This is a genomic window from Sorangium sp. So ce1036 (genome assembly GCF_051369805.1).
Taxonomy (GTDB): domain Bacteria; phylum Myxococcota_A; class Polyangia; order Polyangiales; family Polyangiaceae; genus Sorangium; species Sorangium cellulosum_F.
On the sequence record NZ_JBBMOX010000001.1, the window covers coordinates 1,077,841 to 1,093,652 of the forward strand.

Below are 15,812 nucleotides of genomic sequence, written 5' to 3' on the forward strand. Positions count from 1 at the left end.
CGGCGCCGGGCCGCGCCATCGGCCGTTTTCGGCGCCGGGCCGCTCCATCGGCCGCGCGCCGCGCTAAAATCCGGGCCATGGCGTCCGAAGAGCACTCGCACCCCGACGGGATCAGCGCCGACGCGCTCCGGTACACGAACGGCGGAGGCGGGGAGGGGCTCGGCCTCGACGAGGACGGGCTGGCCGCGCTCCGGCGCGCGGTGGCCGCGTGGCGCGCGGGCCCGGTCGCCGAGGCGTCGGCGCGCTTCCCCCCGCGCGCCGAGCGCTTCACGACGTGGAGCGGCGTCGAGGTGCCCGACCTGGCGACGCCGGTCGAGGCGCCGCGCGACTACGCCGCGGCGCTCGGCCTGCCCGGCGAGTACCCGTTCACGCGCGGCGTCCAGCCGACGATGTACCGCGGCAGGCTCTGGACCATGCGGATGTTCGCGGGCTTCGGCACGCCGGAGCAGACGAACGCGCGGTTCAAGTACCTGCTCGCGGAGGGGCAGACGGGCCTGTCCACCGCCTTCGATTTCCCGACGCTCATGGGCTACGACTCGGACTCTCCGCGGTCGCTCGGCGAGGTCGGGATGTGCGGTGTCGCGGTCGACACGCTCCGCGACATGGAGGTGCTCTTCGACGGCATCCCCCTCGATCAGGTCACCACGTCGATGACCATCAACGGCCCCGCGATCGTGCTGCTCGCGTTCTACGTCGCGCTCGCCGACAAGCGCGGGATCCCGCGCAAGCGGATCGGCGGCACGGTGCAGAACGACTGCCTGAAGGAGTTCATCGCCCAGCACGCCTGGCTCGTCCCGCCGCGCCCGGCCATGCGCATCGTGACGGACATGATCGAGTTCTGCGCGCGCGAGGTGCCGCGGTGGAACTCGGTGTCGATCAGCGGCTACCACATCCGGGAGGCGGGCTCGACGGCCGCGCAGGAGCTCGCGTTCACGCTCGCCGACGGGCTCGCCTACGTCGAGGGCTGCGTCGAGCGCGGCCTCGACGTCGACGCCTTCGCGCCGCGGCTCTCGTTCTTCTTCGACGTCCACAACGACTTCTTCGAGGAGATCGCGAAGTTCCGCGCCGCCCGCCGCATGTGGGCGCGGTTCCTCAAGGAGCGCTACGGGGCGAAGCGGGCCGAGAGCATGAAGCTCCGGACGCACGCGCAGACCGCCGGCGTCTCGCTGACGGCGCAGCAGCCCTACAACAACGTGGTCCGCGTCTCGCTCCAGGCGCTCGCCGCGGTGCTCGGCGGCACCCAGTCGCTCCACACGAACTCCCTCGACGAGACGTACGCCCTCCCGACCGAGGACAGCGTGACCATCGCCCTCCGGACCCAGCAGATCATCGCCCACGAGAGCGGGGTCGCGAACACCATCGATCCGCTCGGAGGCAGCTATTATGTGGAGTGGCTGACAGACCGCCTGGAGCAGGAGGCGCTCGCGTACATCCAGCGGATCGACGAGATGGGCGGGATGGTGTCCGCCATCGAGAAGGGCTATCCGCAGCGCGAGATCGCGGCCTCGGCCTACCGCTTCCAGCGAGAGCTGGAGTCGAACGAGCGGATCATGGTGGGCGTGAACCGGTACGCGGCGGCGGACGAGCGGACGATCCCCCTGCTCCGCATCGACGAGGAGGTGCAGCGGGTGCAGTGCGAGAACCTGGCCAGGGTCAAGGCCCAGCGCGACCCGGACCGGGTGCGGCGCGCGCTGGCCGAGGTCCGCGAGCGCGCGCGCGGCAAGGACAACCTCATGCCCCCCATCATCGAGGCGGCCAGCGCGTACGCGACCGAGCAGGAGATCTGCGACGTGCTGCGCGACGTCCTGGGGACCTACAGCGATCCCGCGGAGTTCTGAGCGCCCCCCGCTGACGCGGGGCGCCGATCGCGCCCGGCGCGCGGCCGCGTCGCGCCGGGGCCCGGTCCCGTCGGATCGCTCACGAGCGCGGCCCCCCTCAGGTTGACACTTCTCCACAACGGCCGGTACAGTGCGCCGGCGTCAGGATGCCGCACACGCGGCCATCCGTGGCGCCGCCGTACGGTCGTGCCGCTGCGCCGCGGCGCTGCGTGCTGTCGGTAGGTTGAGAGGATCGTCGCAGGCGGCAGAAACCGCCGCGAGGGAGCAAGCTTATGAAGAGTCGATCCATGTCGCGCCGCATCTTCGCCATGTCGGCGCTGCTTCTGTCCGTCGGCGCCACGGCGGCCTGTGATAACAAGGGAAGCAGCGGGCCCGCCACCGCGGGGACCGGCACGGCCGCCGCCGCAGCGAAGGACGCGGCCAAGGGCCCGAAGATGGTCACGATCTCCAGGGAGCAGCAGGCGTCCTGGGTGCGCAACTTCAACCCCCTGCTCGCCGAGGGGGCCGTGCGCTTTCCCACGCTCGCGGGCATCTACGAGCCGCTCCTCGTCTTCAACGCGATGAAGGGCGAGTTCACCCCGTGGCTCGCCACGAAGTACGAGTGGAGCGACGGCAACAAGAAGCTCACCTTCACGACCCGCTCCGAGGTCAAGTGGTCCGACGGACAACCCTTCTCGGCGAAGGACGTCGCGTTCACGTTCGGGCTCCTCAAGAAGTTCCCGGCGCTCGATCTCTCCGGCGTGTGGCAGTTCCTCGACTCGGTGGAGGCCACGGACGGCTCCACGGTCGTCTTCGCGCTGAAGAGGCCGTTCGTCCCCGGGCTCAGCTACATCGGCCACCAGCCGATCGTGCCGGAGCACAAGTGGAAGGACGTCGCCGACCCGGTCACGTTCACGAACGAGAACCCCGTCGCGACGGGCCCGTTCACCGAGGTGAAGACGTTCCAGAACCAGGTCTACGAGCTCGGCAAGAACCCGCACTACTGGCAGAAGGGCAAGCCGGCGGTCGACGGGCTCCGCTTCCCGGCGTACCCGGGCAACGACCAGGCGAACCTGGCGCTCATCAACGGCGAGGTCGACTGGGCCGGCAACTTCGTGCCCGACATCGACAAGACCTACGTCGCCAAGGACCCGGCGAACAACCACTACTGGTTCCCGCTGGTCGGCGGCACGGTGACGCTCTATCCGAACTACACCAAGAAGCCGTTCGACGACATCAAGCTGCGCAAGGCGATCAGCATGGCCATCGACCGGGCCCAGATCGCGAAGATCGCAGTGAACGGCTACACGGTCGGCGCCGACGCGACGGGCCTGGACGACGCCTACGCGCGCTGGCGCGACGAGAAGGCGGTCGCCGCCGGCGACTGGACGAACTACGACGTGGCCAAGGCGAACGCGCTCCTCGACGAGGCCGGCTACGCCAAGGGCGCGGACGGGATCCGGGCCAAGAACGGCAAGCCGCTGCGCTTCGACATCAACGTCGTCACCGGCTGGTCCGACTGGGTCCGCGCGGTCCAGATCGTCACGCAGAACCTGAAGCAGGTCGGCATCGACGCGACCCTGAAGACGTACGACTTCAGCGCGTTCTTCGAGGCGCTCCAGAAGGGCACGTTCGACATGTCGATGGGCTGGACCAACACCGAGCCCACGCCGTTCAACTTCTACCGCAACCTCATGGCCACGGAGTTCGTGAAGCCCGTCGGCGAGATGAGCGCGCGCAACTGGCACCGCTTCGGCGCGAAGGAGGCCGACCCGCTGTTCAAGCAGTTCGAGTCGGCGACGGACCCGGCCGAGCAGAAGCGCATCATCAACGAGCTGCAGATGATCTTCGTGCAGCAGGTGCCGGTGATCCCGCTGTTCAAGAACCCGTCCTGGGGCGAGTACAGCACGAAGCGCTTCGTCGGGTGGCCCAGCAAGGAGAACCCGTACGCCAAGCTGTCGCCGAACAACTCGCCGGACTACCTGCTCGTCCTCACCGAGATCAAGCCGAAGTGACGGCTCGCCGCGCTGCGCGCCGGGCCCCCGGCGCGTAGCGCGCGTCCCTCCTCTCTCTCTCCACCCCACACACTTCTTGGCCGCCGCGGGCGCCGGTGCGAAGATCGCGCCGTATGCTCCCTTCGGGCCTCACGCGCGCACGCCTCGCGGCGCTCCTCTCTCTCGCTGCGCTCGCCGCCTGCGGCGGCAACCAGCACGCGGGCGCCGCCTCGTTCTGGGAGGGCGGCACCGTCGAGCCCTCCACGTCGGCGGACCAGGATCCGGAGGGCGAGAGGCGGAAGGCGCCGCGGAGGCCGATCGGCGGGCCCGACGAGTTCGACGGCGCGCCCTCGGTGCCGCGAGAGCGGCCCGCGACCTCGTGGGTCGGGGTGCGGCACGATCTCGCGCTCGCGAGCGCCGCGTCGCCGAAGGAGCGCTGCAGCTGCCTGGCGGTCGAGGTCGGCGACGCCCTGGATCCCCGGTTCCAGTGGGCGGCCGGCGCCCCGGAGGTCGGGGCCGACACGCTCGCGATCGCCCTGAGCGCGCGCGGCGTGCCGTGCCCGGGCGGCGCCGCCGACGAGGAGCGCCGGCGGCCCTCGATCTCCGCGGTCGATCAGGAGGGGAACGACCTCGTCATCGAGGTCGAGGAGCTGCCGCCCGGGCGCCCGCTCGCGAGCGGCGCGATCGTCCCGAGGCCGGCCCCGGGCGGGGCGATCTACGTGAAGGGGCGGGACGCGAAGGTTCCCTACGCGCGCGCCGCCGGCGGGGCGCGCTGCAAGGTGTACTGAGCCGCGAGGGGCGCGTCCCTAGCCTGTCAGCGCCTTCGCCGACAGGAACTCCCCCGGATCCCGCTCCGTGATCTCCTCGAAGCGCGGCAGATCTCCGAGCCTCCGCGTCACCGTGGCCGCCGTCTCGGGATCCCGCTGGAACACGATCGCCCGGCTGAGCCCCTGCTTCGAGACGCCCCTGAGCAGCGACGGCGAGTGCGTCGCCGCCACGAGCTGGCAGCCCGCGGGCCGCGCCGCCCCCTCCAGGTGCTGCGCGAGCAGCCCCGCGCGCTCCGGGTAGAGCCCCGCGTCGGGATCCTCCACCAGGACGAGCGAGCCCTCCGGCGCGGTGAGCAGCCCGGTGATGTTGCCGAGCGCGCGCAGCGCGCCGTCCGGCAGGCTCGGCGCCGGGACGCGGGTCCCGCCCTTCTCGACGAGCACCATCATCACGTCGCCCAGCCCCGTCTCGGCAAACTCGATATCGTCGATCTCGGGCGTGAAGACCGCGCGCAGCCAGCCGAGCACGTCCTCCTTGTGATCGGCCTCGTCGCAGAGCCGGCGGAGCAGCGCGGAGAGGTTCTGTCCGCCGGCGCCCAGGTTGTCGGCGTCGTGCGGCACATAACCCCTCATCCGAGAAGGATCGATGTCGAGCGACAGCGCGCTCCGCATCGCGACCTGGAGCGCGTTGCAGAGCGCGATGACGTCCGCGAGGCTCGCCTCCTCGGCGCGCCCGCGGTGATGCTCGATCTGGCCGAGCAGGCTGCGCCGCGCCGGGTTGCGATCCACGGAGGCGATCCTCATGCTCCGGGTCTTCTTGGCCGAAGGCCACACGACGCCGCCCGACGCGAGCCCCTCCAGCCCCTTCAGCGCGGAGGTGTGGGTGTCGAACAGCGGCGCCCCGGCCACCTTCGCCTCGAGCGACTCGTGCTCCACGAGCACGTCCGGCTCGACCTGGCAGGTGATCCTGTGCGTGAGCTCCTCCTTCCCGATCGCCCACCGGCTCTCGATCGTGAACGACCTCGCGCCGCGCCGCGCCGCCCCCTGCGCGCCGCCGCGCAGGCCCGGCCAGACCTCCCGCCGCCCGTCGACGCGGCCGCGGAAGACGTCGCTCAGGGGGAGATCGAGCCCGATGCCCTGCAGGAAGCGCAGGGCGTCGAGCAGATTGCTCTTCCCGGAGCCGTTGGCCCCGAGCAGCAGCGTGAAGGGGGAGAGCTCCACCGTCTCATCGGCGAAGCTCTTGAAGTTCCTGAGTCGGATGGATGTCAGCATGCCTGCCCGCCCGCCGCCGTCCATGTAGCCAGGCAGGCGGCCGGATGTCCAGCGCCGGCCGCGGGATCAGCGAAAGTCGATGAGCTCGATGTCGAACACGAGCATGCCCGCCGGCGCGCCCGGGCGCGCCGGCTTCTCGCCGTAGGCGAGCTCCGCCGGGATCCAGAAGCGCGTCTTCTCGCCTTTCACCATCAGCTGTACGCCCTCGGTCCACCCCTTGATCACGCCGCGCAGCGGGAAGGTGATCGGCTCGTCCCGCACGATCGAGCTATCGAACATCTTCCCGTCGGTCGTCCACCCCGTGTAGTGCACGGTGACGCGGCTCGTCGGCTTGGGGTGCTCCGTGCCCGTGCCCTTCTGCAAGACCTTGTAGGCCAGGCCGGAGGTGGTCTTCGTGGCGTCCTTCGGCGGCGCCTTCACGTCTTTCGGCACAGGCGGCGGCTTCGGGGCCGGGGCGAAGTCGAGCAGCTCGACGTCGAACACCAGCATTCCGGCCGGGGCGCCGGGGCGCGTGGGCCGGTCGCCGTAGGCGAGGTTGCCGGGGATCCAGAGGCGGCGCTTCTCCCCCTTGCTCATGAGCTGGAGCGCCTCTGTCCAGCCCTTGATGACGCCGCTCACGCCGAACGTGGCGGGCTCGCCGCGGAGGACGGAGCTGTCGAACATCTTTCCGTCGGTCGTCCACCCCGTGTAGTGGACCGTCACCTTGTCGTCGGGGCCGGGATGCGCCTTGTCCTTGCCCGGCGTCAGCACCTTGAAGGCGAGCCCGGAGGCCGTCTTCTGCGCGTCGGCCGGCGGCGCGGCGACGTCGGGCGGCGCGGGCAGGGCGGCGGGCTCTGCGGGGGGCTTCGCCTCCGCGGTGGGCGCGGCGGTCTGTGCGGCGGGCGCGGACGAGGCGGGCGTCGGCGCGGACGAGGCCGTCGGGGCGGGCGGCGTCTGGTCGCATGCGGCGAGGGGGACGGCGAGCGTCGCGAGGAGGAGGAAGGCTCCGGGCTTCATGCGCTGCTTCATAGCCTGTCCGCCGCGGAGGGTCGGTTTTTTGTGCGGCACCGGACCGCGTGTCCGTCGAGCGTGGATCCAGAGTCTGGCCGCCCGTGGCGTCCGCTCAGGCGGTGGTCGCGTCTCGGGTGCTCACCTCTGGGGTCTGCGTTCCGGCGGGCCTCTCTTTGTGGCCTGCCTGCATGTGGACCGCCCGCGCTCCAGCCCCTCCGGTGAGCGCCCGAGAAGCGACCACCGCCACCGCTCGACGGCCCTCGACCCGACTGCGCGGACGATCTAGCGTGCCCCCGCCATGGCCAGATCGATTTACTTCTTCGGCGCGGGGCAGGCGGACGGGGACGCTCGGCAGAAGGACCTGCTCGGCGGCAAGGGCGCAGGGCTCGCGGAGATGACCCGGCTCGGCATCCCGGTGCCGCCGGGGTTCACGATCACCACCGAGGTCTGCAACGCCTATTACGCCGCGGGCAAGGTGCTGCCCGCGGGCGTCGAGGACGAGATCAAGGCCGCGATCGGCCGGCTGGAGTCGCTGCTCGACGCGAGGCTGGGCAGCCCCGACGCGCCGCTGCTCGTGTCGGTCCGCTCGGGCGCGCGCGCGTCGATGCCCGGGATGATGGACACGATCCTGAACCTCGGCCTGAACGACGAGATCGCGAGGGGGCTCGCGCGGCGCACGGGCAGCGAGCGCTTCGCGCTGGACGCCTATCGCCGGTTCATCCTGGCGTACGCCGACATCGTGCTCGGCGTGCCCCGCGAGCGGTTCGAGGACGCCCTCGGCCGCGCGCGCAGGCAGGCCGCGGCGCGCCTCGGGGTCGACGCGACGCTCCTGAACGCCGCCGAGCTCGAGCGCAAGGTGCCCGACTCCCTGCTGGATCCGGAGTCGCTCGCGGCCCTGATCCAGCAGCAAAAGGACATCGTCCTCGACGCGACGGGCCGGCCGTTCCCCGAGGATCCGTACGCGCAGCTCCAGGGCGCCATCTGCGCCGTGTTCGGGAGCTGGAACAACCACCGGGCCCAGGTCTACCGGAAGATGCACGATATCCCGGAGGCCTGGGGGACGGCCTGCAACATCCAGGCGATGGTCTTCGGCAACCTCGGCGACGACTCCGGCACGGGCGTCGCGTTCACGCGCGACCCGTCGACCGGAGAGCGGCGCTTCTTCGGCGAGTGGCTCCCCAACGCGCAGGGCGAGGACGTCGTGGCCGGGGTGCGCACGCCGCACCCGCTGTCGAGGTCCGCGTCGGGGAGCGACGACGACGAGCGCTCCCTGGAGGCGCGGATGCCGGGCGCCTACGCGGAGCTCGTCGAGGTGCAGGCCAGGCTCGAGCGGCACTTCCGCGACATGCAGGATCTCGAGTTCACCATCCAGCAGAACAAGCTCTTCCTGCTCCAGTGCCGCACCGGCAAGCGCACGGGCCGGGCGGCCGTGCGCATCGCGGTCGAGATGGCCAAGGAGGGGCTCATCAGCCGGGAGGAGGCGATCCTGCGCGTGGATCCGGGCGCCATCGATCAGCTGCTGCACCCGAGCATCGACCCGGGCGCGCCGAAGAAGGTGCTCGCGCGGGGCCTGCCGGCGAGCCCCGGCGCGGCGACGGGGCAGGTGGTCTTCAGCGCCGACGAGGCGGAGCGGCGCGCGGGCCAGGGCAAGGCGGTGATCCTCGTGCGCTCGGAGACGTCGCCCGAGGACATCCACGGCATGAAGGCGGCGCGCGGCATCCTCACGTCCCGCGGCGGCATGACGAGCCACGCGGCCGTGGTGGCGCGCGGGATGGGCAAGAGCTGCGTCGCCGGCTGCTCGGCCATCAGCGTGAGCCAGGGCCAGATGACGGTCTCGCTCTACGACGATCACGGGCACGCGAGCGGCACCCTCACGGTGAAGGCCGGCGACCTGATCACGCTCGACGGCAGCACCGGCACGGTCTACCTCGGCGCGGTGCCGACCGTGCCGGCGACGCTGAGCGGCGAGTTCGGCGAGCTCATGGTCTGGGCCGACGCGGTCCGGCGCCTGCGCGTGCGGTCGAACGCCGACACGCCGCACGACGCCCGGACGGCGCGCAATTTCGGCGCGGAGGGCATCGGGCTCTGCCGCACCGAGCACATGTTCTTCGACGAGGAGCGCATCGAGGCGGTGCGCGAGATGATCCTCGCGCCGGACGAGGCGGGGCGCAGGCGCGCGCTCGCGAAGCTGCTCCCGTTCCAGCGCGGCGACTTCGTCGGGGTCTTCCGCGAGATGGCGGGGCTGCCCGTCACGATCCGGCTGCTCGACCCGCCGCTGCACGAGTTCTTGCCGCAGGACGAGGCGCAGCTCGAGCAGCTCTCGAGGACGATGGGCGTCAGCAAGCGGGACCTCGAGCGCAAGAACGAGGAGCTCGCCGAGTACAACCCCATGCTCGGCCACCGCGGCTGCCGGCTGGCGATCACCTCCCCCGAGATCTACGAGATGCAGGCGCGCGCCATCCTCGAGGCGGCGTGCGAGGTCGCGGCGGCGGGCGTCGAGGTCGAGCCCGAGATCATGATCCCGCTCAGCATGACGCGGCGCGAGCTCGCGATCACGCGCGCGCTCGTCGAGCGGGTGGCCGAGCAGGTCTTCGCCGAGAAGGGGCGCAGGGTCGACTACCGGTTCGGGACGATGATCGAGCTGCCGCGCGCCTCGATCATGGCCGGCGAGCTGGCCGAGGAGGCGGAGTTCTTCAGCTTCGGCACGAACGATCTCACGCAGACGACCCTGGGCATCTCGCGCGACGACGCGGGCCGGTTCCTGGGCGCGTACGTCGAGTCCGGCGTCTTCGCGAAGGATCCGTTCCAGTCGCTGGACGTGCCCGGGGTCGGGGCGCTCGTGGAGATGGGGCGAGACCGGGGGCGCGCGGCGCGTCCGGGGCTGAAGCTCGGCATCTGCGGCGAGCACGGCGGGGATCCGAGCTCGATCGCCTTCTTCGAGCGGGCCGGGCTCGATTACGTCTCCTGCTCGCCTTTCCGTGTCCCCATCGCGCGCCTCGCGGCCGCGCAGGCGGCGCTCTCGGCCGGGTCCTCGAAGGGGCCGCGCGCGACGGACTGATCCCGCCGCCCCGGGACGACCGAGAGCGGGTGAGTCCCGCCGCCCCGGGGCACGCTCCAGACAGAGAGTCCTGCCGTCCCGGGACATACGAACATCGGTGAATCCCGCCTCACGGGACACGCTCCAGACAGAGAGTCCTGCCGTCCCGGGACATACGAGAGATGTCCGCGGGACATCCGTTCTCACGAACATGCTTTGGTGCGTTCACGTGCGTCCTTGGGAGTCGCGTCTGGTCTGCTAAGACGAAAACCTTGCTGTCGATCGCCGGTGTCGGTCTGGGCGCTTTGGGCAGCCCGAGCCGAGTCGCCGCGCGCTGACCACTGGAGGTTCCATGCGTCGTCTTCGCGTCTCCTCTGTGCTCATCGCTCTTCTGGGGGCCGCGGCCAGCGGTGCTCTCGCCGCGGTCGGCTGCAGCGCCTCGGGAGAGCGCCGTGATCCCGGCCCCGGCGCTTCGCTGACCGGAGGCGCCGGCGGCGCGGCCGGCGGCGGCGGCGGCAGCACCAGCGAGGGCGGCGGGGGCACGCCGCCGCAGGAAGGGCTCGGCGGGGCCGTCTTCTATGACGACGACGCCGGGGTGGTCGACGGCGCCGTGAACCCGTGCGGCACCGAGTGCGGCTCGGAGGAGCTCTGCGACCTCAATCACCTCGGCCTCGACGACGATTGCGACGGGGAGGTCGACGAGACGTGCGCGTGCGTCGCGGGGCAGGCGCACGGGTGCTTCAAGGGCGACCCGTCGTACCGCGCGGCCGAGGGGTGCTTCTCGGGCACCACCCTGTGCACCGAGATGGGCGTGTGGGGGCCGTGCATCGGCGGCCGCCACGCGACCGAGGGCTGCTTCAGCGACAACCCCCTCGGCTGCCACGCGCTCCAGGCGCCGCCGTTCGCCGACGTGAACCTGAAGGAGGGGACAGGCACGTTCAGCGCCGACGCCGCGCCCGGCTCGGAGTCCTGGACCGTCGCCTGCCCCGCGGGCATCGACCCGTGCCCGGCCGTGTCCGGCTCGGACCCGCCGGACGACTTCAAGCCGCTCCAGTCCGGAGAGTACAAGGTGACCTACACGAAGCGCATCGCCGACGGCACCGAGAAATCCTGCGAGTATGCGCTCTACGTCGGCGCGCCCGGCCTGCGGGTCGAGCTCGAGTGGGAGCACGACCTCGGGGGCGACGGCGTGGATCTCGACCTGCACGTGCACCGGCCGAACGACACGCAGCCGTGGGCGGTCTCCGGCTCGCCGAGCGATTGCGGTTACAACAACTGCACCGTGGAGAGCCTGGCGGTGAGCTCGGAGCTCGAGTGGTTCAGCGACACCGCGTCGCCGCCCGCGCCGGTGCGCTGGTACCAGGATCCGGTCGAGGCCAAGAACACCTGCTATTTCGCGCCGCGCGGCGCCGGGAAAGCGTGGCGCGACCTCGGCCGGGGCTGCCATAACCCGCGGCTCGACATCGACAACATCACCTGCTCGCCCGAGGTCACGGACCCGAACAGCAGCGACTTCTGCGCGCCCGAGAACATCAACATCGACTTCCCGCCGTTCGGGGAGTGGATCCGGATCGGGGTCCACTACTACTCCGGCCACGGCTTCAATTACGCCGTTCACCCGCGGGTCAAGATCTTCTGCAATGGCGCGCTCGGGGCGGATCTCGGCCCGGCCGGGTTCTACGACCCGGAGGCGCCCGTCACGTTCGCGCCGGAGGACGCGACCACCCGGTACTGGCTCGTGGCCGACGTCGCGTTCGTCGACGGGGGCGAGTGCGGCGAGGATACCTGCGTGGTGAGGCCGCTCTACCAGGACGAGGCGACGAAGACTCCGCTGCTCACCACGCGGTCGTCCGTCGAGTCGAGCTTCGGCCCGGCGTACCCGCCGCCGCCCTGATCCTCGGCTGTCCGCGAGGCCCCGCGGGCGGCGGGCGCGCCAGCAAAGCCGCAGGCGCCCCGCGGGGTGGAGGTCGCGTCTGGGGTGCTCGCCGGAGGGGCTGGAGTGCAGGCGGGCCACGAGAGGGCCCGCCGGAACGCAAGCCCCGGAGGGGAGCACCCCAGACGCGACCTCCACCCCGCGGGGCGCCGCTCGCGCGCGGGCGGCCGGCGCTTTACAGGGGCGGCGGGGCGGTGCACGCTACCGGCATGGGCATCTTCGACCGCATGGGGAAGGTCATCTCGAGCAACGTCAACGCGCTCCTCGACAAGGCGGAAGATCCGAAAAAGTCGCTGGATCTCATCGTCGAGGAGATGAAGGACCAGATCCGCGCGGCGCGGAAGGAGCTGGTCGACGCGGTGGCGGCCGAGAAGGTGCTGCGCAAGAAGGTCGACGAGCTCGACGTCGAGGCGAACAAGTGGGAAAAGCGCGCCGAGCTCGCGCTGAAGGCGGGCGACGAGCAGCTCGCGCGCGAGGCGCTCGTCCAGAAGAAGCGGGTCGTGGGCGAGCGCGACCGGGCCGAGGCGATGCGGGCGGAGCAGCGCTCCGCGGTCCTCTCGATGAAGAGCGAGCTGGAGCGCATGGAGGCCAAGCAGGAGGAGCTCCAGGCGCGGAAGGGCACCCTCGCGGCGCAGATCCAGCAGCAGCGCGCCGGCGGCGGCGTCGAGGGGCTCGGGGCGCGGGGCGGACAGAGCGCGTTCGCCGAGTTCCGGCGCATGGAGGAGCAGGTCGAGGGGCAGGTGGCGCAGGTCGCGGCCTCGCGCGAGATCGAGGAGGCGCTCTCCAGCGGCCGGATGTCGGCGGACGAGCTCGAGGCGAAGTTCGCGCGGCTCGAGCACGGCGGCGGCGGCGGCGGCGCGGGCGGCGAGGACAGGCCCGGCGGGGCGGCAGTCGACGACGAGCTCGCCGCGCTGAAGAAGCGGATCCGGATCGGGTCCTGATCTCGGCGGGCCGGTCGAGCTCCCCGGCGCAGGCCGCCCCCGGGTCCGCGCGCTCGCGAGGTCCGGGCGCTCGCGCAATCGAGCCGCTCCAGGCGATTCGGGCTCGATGGATGAGAAAACTCTGAGTCAAAAAGGAATGCTCGCCGCGTCGAGCAGCGCTGTTGCGAATAGGACGTGACTGCGGCAGAGGTGCGCCCATGCGCCCTGCATCGCTCCAACCCGTCCGCTGGGATGTCCCGCAATGCGATGATTACGAGAGCCTGGACGCGGTCCGCCAGTACGAGCGCGAGGTGCGTGTCCATCGCGCGCACACCGAGCCGTTCGACGTCACGCCGCTCGGCGCCGGGGTGGATGGCGGCTACGCCGTGGCGAGCGGGAGCGGCGGCCGGTACGTGGTCGATCTGGTGGACGGCAGCGCGCGGTACGACACCTGCACGTGCCCCGACTTCCTCGGCAATCAGCTCGGCACGTGCAAGCACCTCGAGGCCGTGCGCCGCGCGGTCGCGGCGCGGCCGGCGTGGCGCCGCGCGCTCGCGCGGCTGGCTGCGCCGGCGCGGCCGACCGTCACGGTCGACGCGCAGGACGGGCTGCGGCTGCGCGCGGTCGGGGCGTGGCCCGACGCGCTCCGCGCGGAGCGCGCGCGGCTCGTGCAGCCGTTCGGTCTGCTGAAGGCCCTCGCGGAGGGGGCCGGCGCGGCCCTGCGCGTCGTCCACGCGGCCGGGCCCGCGGCGGAGCGCCTCGCGCTCTCGGCCTGGCACAGGCGCCGCCGGCGCCTCGTCGACGCGTGGGCGGCCCGCGGCGACGCCGGGATGGAGGCGCTCCGGCTGCCGCTCTTCCCGTACCAGCGCGAGGGCGTGCTCCACCTCGTCCGCAGCGGGCGCGCGTTGCTCGCGGACGACATGGGCCTCGGCAAGACGATCCAGGCCATCGCGGCGTGCGAGCTGCTCCGGCGCCGCGGCGAGGCGCGGCGGGTGCTCATCGTGACGGCGGCGTCGCTCAAGCACCAGTGGGCGCAGGAGATCGCGCGGTGGACGGGCGAGCGCGCCGCGGTGCTCGGCGGATCCCCGGCGCAGCGCACCGGGGCGCTCGCGATGGAGGCCACGTACACGGTGCTGAGCTACGAGATCACCTGGCGCGAGCTCACGCGGCTCAAGGCGCTCGGGGCCGACGTGCTGGTGCTCGACGAGGCGCAGCGCGCGAAGAACTTCCGCACGAAGACGGCGGCGACCCTGCGGGCGCTGCCGTCGCGGTTCCTGTTCATCCTCACGGGGACGCCCGTCGAGAACCGCCTCGACGACCTGTACGCGCTCCTGCAGCTCGTCGATCCGGCGCTGCTCGGGCCGCTCTGGCGGTTCAACCTCGACTTCCACCGGCAGGACGAGCGGGGGAGGATCGCCGGCTACAAGAACCTCGGCGAGCTGCGGCGGCGCGTCGCGCCCGTCGTGCTCCGGCGCGAGCGCGCGGAGGTGCTGCTCGAGCTGCCGCCGCTGGTCGAGCAGACGCGGTACACGCCGCTCTCGCCGGAGCAGCGCGAGCTCGAGGGGGACTACCGCGCGCAGGCGGCGCGGCTGCTCGCGATCACGGAGCGCCGGGCGCTGCGCAAGGAGGAGGTGGACCGGCTCATGATGCTGCTGCTCAAGGCGCGGCAGGCGTGCAACGCGCTGGAGCTGTGCGACCCGCGGCGCCGCAAGCGGGCGTCGTCGAAGCTCGACGAGCTGGAGGCGCTCGTCGCCGAGATCACGGCGCAGCCCCGGGGCAAGGTGATCGTGTTCTCCGAGTGGGTGGGAATGCTGGCGCTGGCCGCGGAGCGGCTCGATCGGCTCGGCGTGGGGTACGCGATGCTCCACGGCGACGTGCCCACGGACCGGCGCCCGGCGCTGCTCGACCGGTTCCGGGAGGACGCGGCGGTGCGGGTGCTCTTGAGCACGGACGCGGGCGGGGTGGGGCTCAACCTGCAGGCGGCGAGCTACGTCGTGCACCTGGACCTGCCGTGGAACCCGGCGCGCCTCGACCAGCGCACGGCGCGCGCGCACCGGATGGGGCAGGCGCGGGGCGTCAGCGTGACGTACCTCTGCGCCGAGGAGGGCATCGAGCGGGGCATCGAGCGCATCCTGGCCGGCAAGCGCGCGGTGCTGATGGCGTCGCTCCGCGCCGGGGCCACGGTGGAGGAGCTCGCGGCGCCGAGCTTCTCGGTGGCGCTGCGCGAGATGCGGGAGGTGATCGAGGCGGCGGAGGTGATCGAGGCGGCGGAGGAGGGCGCGGCGGCGGAGGAGGGCGCGGCGGCGGAGGGGGGCGCGGCGTTGCCCGCGGAGGGCGACGTGGCCGGAGGACGGGGCGCCCGGCCGCTGCTCCCCGGGTGGCCGGGGAGCGAGGGCGCGCCGGCGAACGACGACGCCGCGGCGGGAGCGGTCGTGGCGCAGGTCGTTGCGGAGGGGGGCGCGGCGGCGGCGCTGCGCGTCGGGGCGGCGGAGGCGAGCGGCGGGGTGACCGCGGAGACGAGCGGCGGGGCAGCGGCGGAGGCGAGCGGCGGGGCGGCGGCGGAGGCGAGCGGCGGGGCGGCGGCGGAGGCGAGCGGCGGGGCAGCGGCGGGCGGCGGGGCGGAGGCGAGCGGCGGGGCGGCGGCGGAGGCGAGGGGAGACCGCCGGCACGCGGAGGGCCCGCGGGTGGAGGCTGCTCGGAGGGCGGCGCACGACCGGCTGCGGCTCGCGCAGGTGGTGCTGGACGCGGGCTTCGCCGCGGACGCCGCTCGAGCGGCCTACGAGGCGCTCGCCGGGGCCATCTCGGGCCTGCTCGAGGGGCCCGCGCCCGAGTCGCACGCGGCCCTCGTCGCGGTCGTCTACCGGGAGCTCGTGCCGCGCGGCGGGCTCCCCGTCGAGGCCCACGCCGTGCTCGCGCGGCTCCACGACCTCGGCACCCTCGCGCGCGCGGGCGTGCCGCTCGATGCGGCGCTCGCGAGGTCGGCCGTGGACGAGGCGGCGACCTGGATCGACCGGCTGGGGGGCGGAGGGGCCCCGCGCGCCGCTGAGCAGAGCGCAGGGCGGTAGATCCCGGTCGCGCGCTCAAT

At 72.6% G+C, this 15,812-nt stretch carries 9 protein-coding genes; 7 read left to right on the top strand and 2 right to left on the bottom strand.

Annotated elements, in window-relative coordinates; translation table 11 throughout:
- Nucleotides 1-77: 77 nt before the first annotated feature.
- The 3 genes from WMF31_RS03935 (at nucleotide 78) to WMF31_RS03945 (ending at nucleotide 4,599) form a co-directional block, all read left to right on the top strand.
- Nucleotides 78-1,838 (top strand): acyl-CoA mutase large subunit family protein, encoded by a 1,761-nt coding sequence (locus WMF31_RS03935; protein ID WP_436600648.1) that lies wholly within the window; start codon nucleotides 78-80, stop codon nucleotides 1,836-1,838.
- A gap of 272 nt (nucleotides 1,839-2,110) precedes the next feature.
- On the top strand, nucleotides 2,111-3,832 hold the full coding sequence (locus WMF31_RS03940) for an ABC transporter substrate-binding protein (protein ID WP_207213695.1): 1,722 nt from the start codon (nucleotides 2,111-2,113) through the stop codon (nucleotides 3,830-3,832).
- Nucleotides 3,833-3,945: 113 nt separating this feature from the next.
- Complete coding sequence (locus WMF31_RS03945) at nucleotides 3,946-4,599, top strand: hypothetical protein (RefSeq protein WP_436600649.1); 654 nt, start codon at nucleotides 3,946-3,948, stop codon at nucleotides 4,597-4,599.
- 18 nt (nucleotides 4,600-4,617) lie between these two features.
- On the opposite strand, the gene WMF31_RS03950 is transcribed toward WMF31_RS03945, so the two are convergent.
- Together WMF31_RS03950 and WMF31_RS03955 are read right to left on the bottom strand one after the other, a co-directional pair.
- Nucleotides 4,618-5,847 carry an AAA family ATPase gene (locus tag WMF31_RS03950; protein ID WP_436600650.1) on the bottom strand — a complete coding sequence of 410 codons (1,230 nt, stop codon included), beginning with the start codon at nucleotides 5,845-5,847 and terminating at the stop codon, nucleotides 4,618-4,620.
- Between the two features lie 66 nt (nucleotides 5,848-5,913).
- Nucleotides 5,914-6,843, bottom strand: coding sequence for an FKBP-type peptidyl-prolyl cis-trans isomerase (locus WMF31_RS03955; protein WP_436600651.1), 930 nt, complete (start codon nucleotides 6,841-6,843; stop codon nucleotides 5,914-5,916).
- A 292-nt stretch (nucleotides 6,844-7,135) separates the two neighbouring features.
- On the opposite strand from WMF31_RS03955, the gene ppdK reads away from it, so the two are divergent.
- From ppdK to WMF31_RS03975, 4 genes are all read left to right on the top strand, one after another.
- Nucleotides 7,136-9,895: a pyruvate, phosphate dikinase gene (ppdK, locus tag WMF31_RS03960; RefSeq protein WP_436600652.1), complete on the top strand. Its 2,760-nt coding sequence runs from the start codon at nucleotides 7,136-7,138 to the stop codon at nucleotides 9,893-9,895.
- 331 nt (nucleotides 9,896-10,226) lie between these two features.
- Nucleotides 10,227-11,768, top strand: a complete 1,542-nt coding sequence (locus WMF31_RS03965) for a hypothetical protein (protein ID WP_436600653.1) — start codon at nucleotides 10,227-10,229, stop codon at nucleotides 11,766-11,768.
- A 248-nt stretch (nucleotides 11,769-12,016) separates the two neighbouring features.
- Nucleotides 12,017-12,748, top strand: coding sequence for a PspA/IM30 family protein (locus WMF31_RS03970; RefSeq protein WP_436600654.1), 732 nt, complete (start codon nucleotides 12,017-12,019; stop codon nucleotides 12,746-12,748).
- A 197-nt stretch (nucleotides 12,749-12,945) separates the two neighbouring features.
- Nucleotides 12,946-15,792 (top strand): DEAD/DEAH box helicase, encoded by a 2,847-nt coding sequence (locus WMF31_RS03975; protein ID WP_436600655.1) that lies wholly within the window; start codon nucleotides 12,946-12,948, stop codon nucleotides 15,790-15,792.
- The last annotated feature ends 20 nt before the right edge of the window (nucleotides 15,793-15,812 follow it).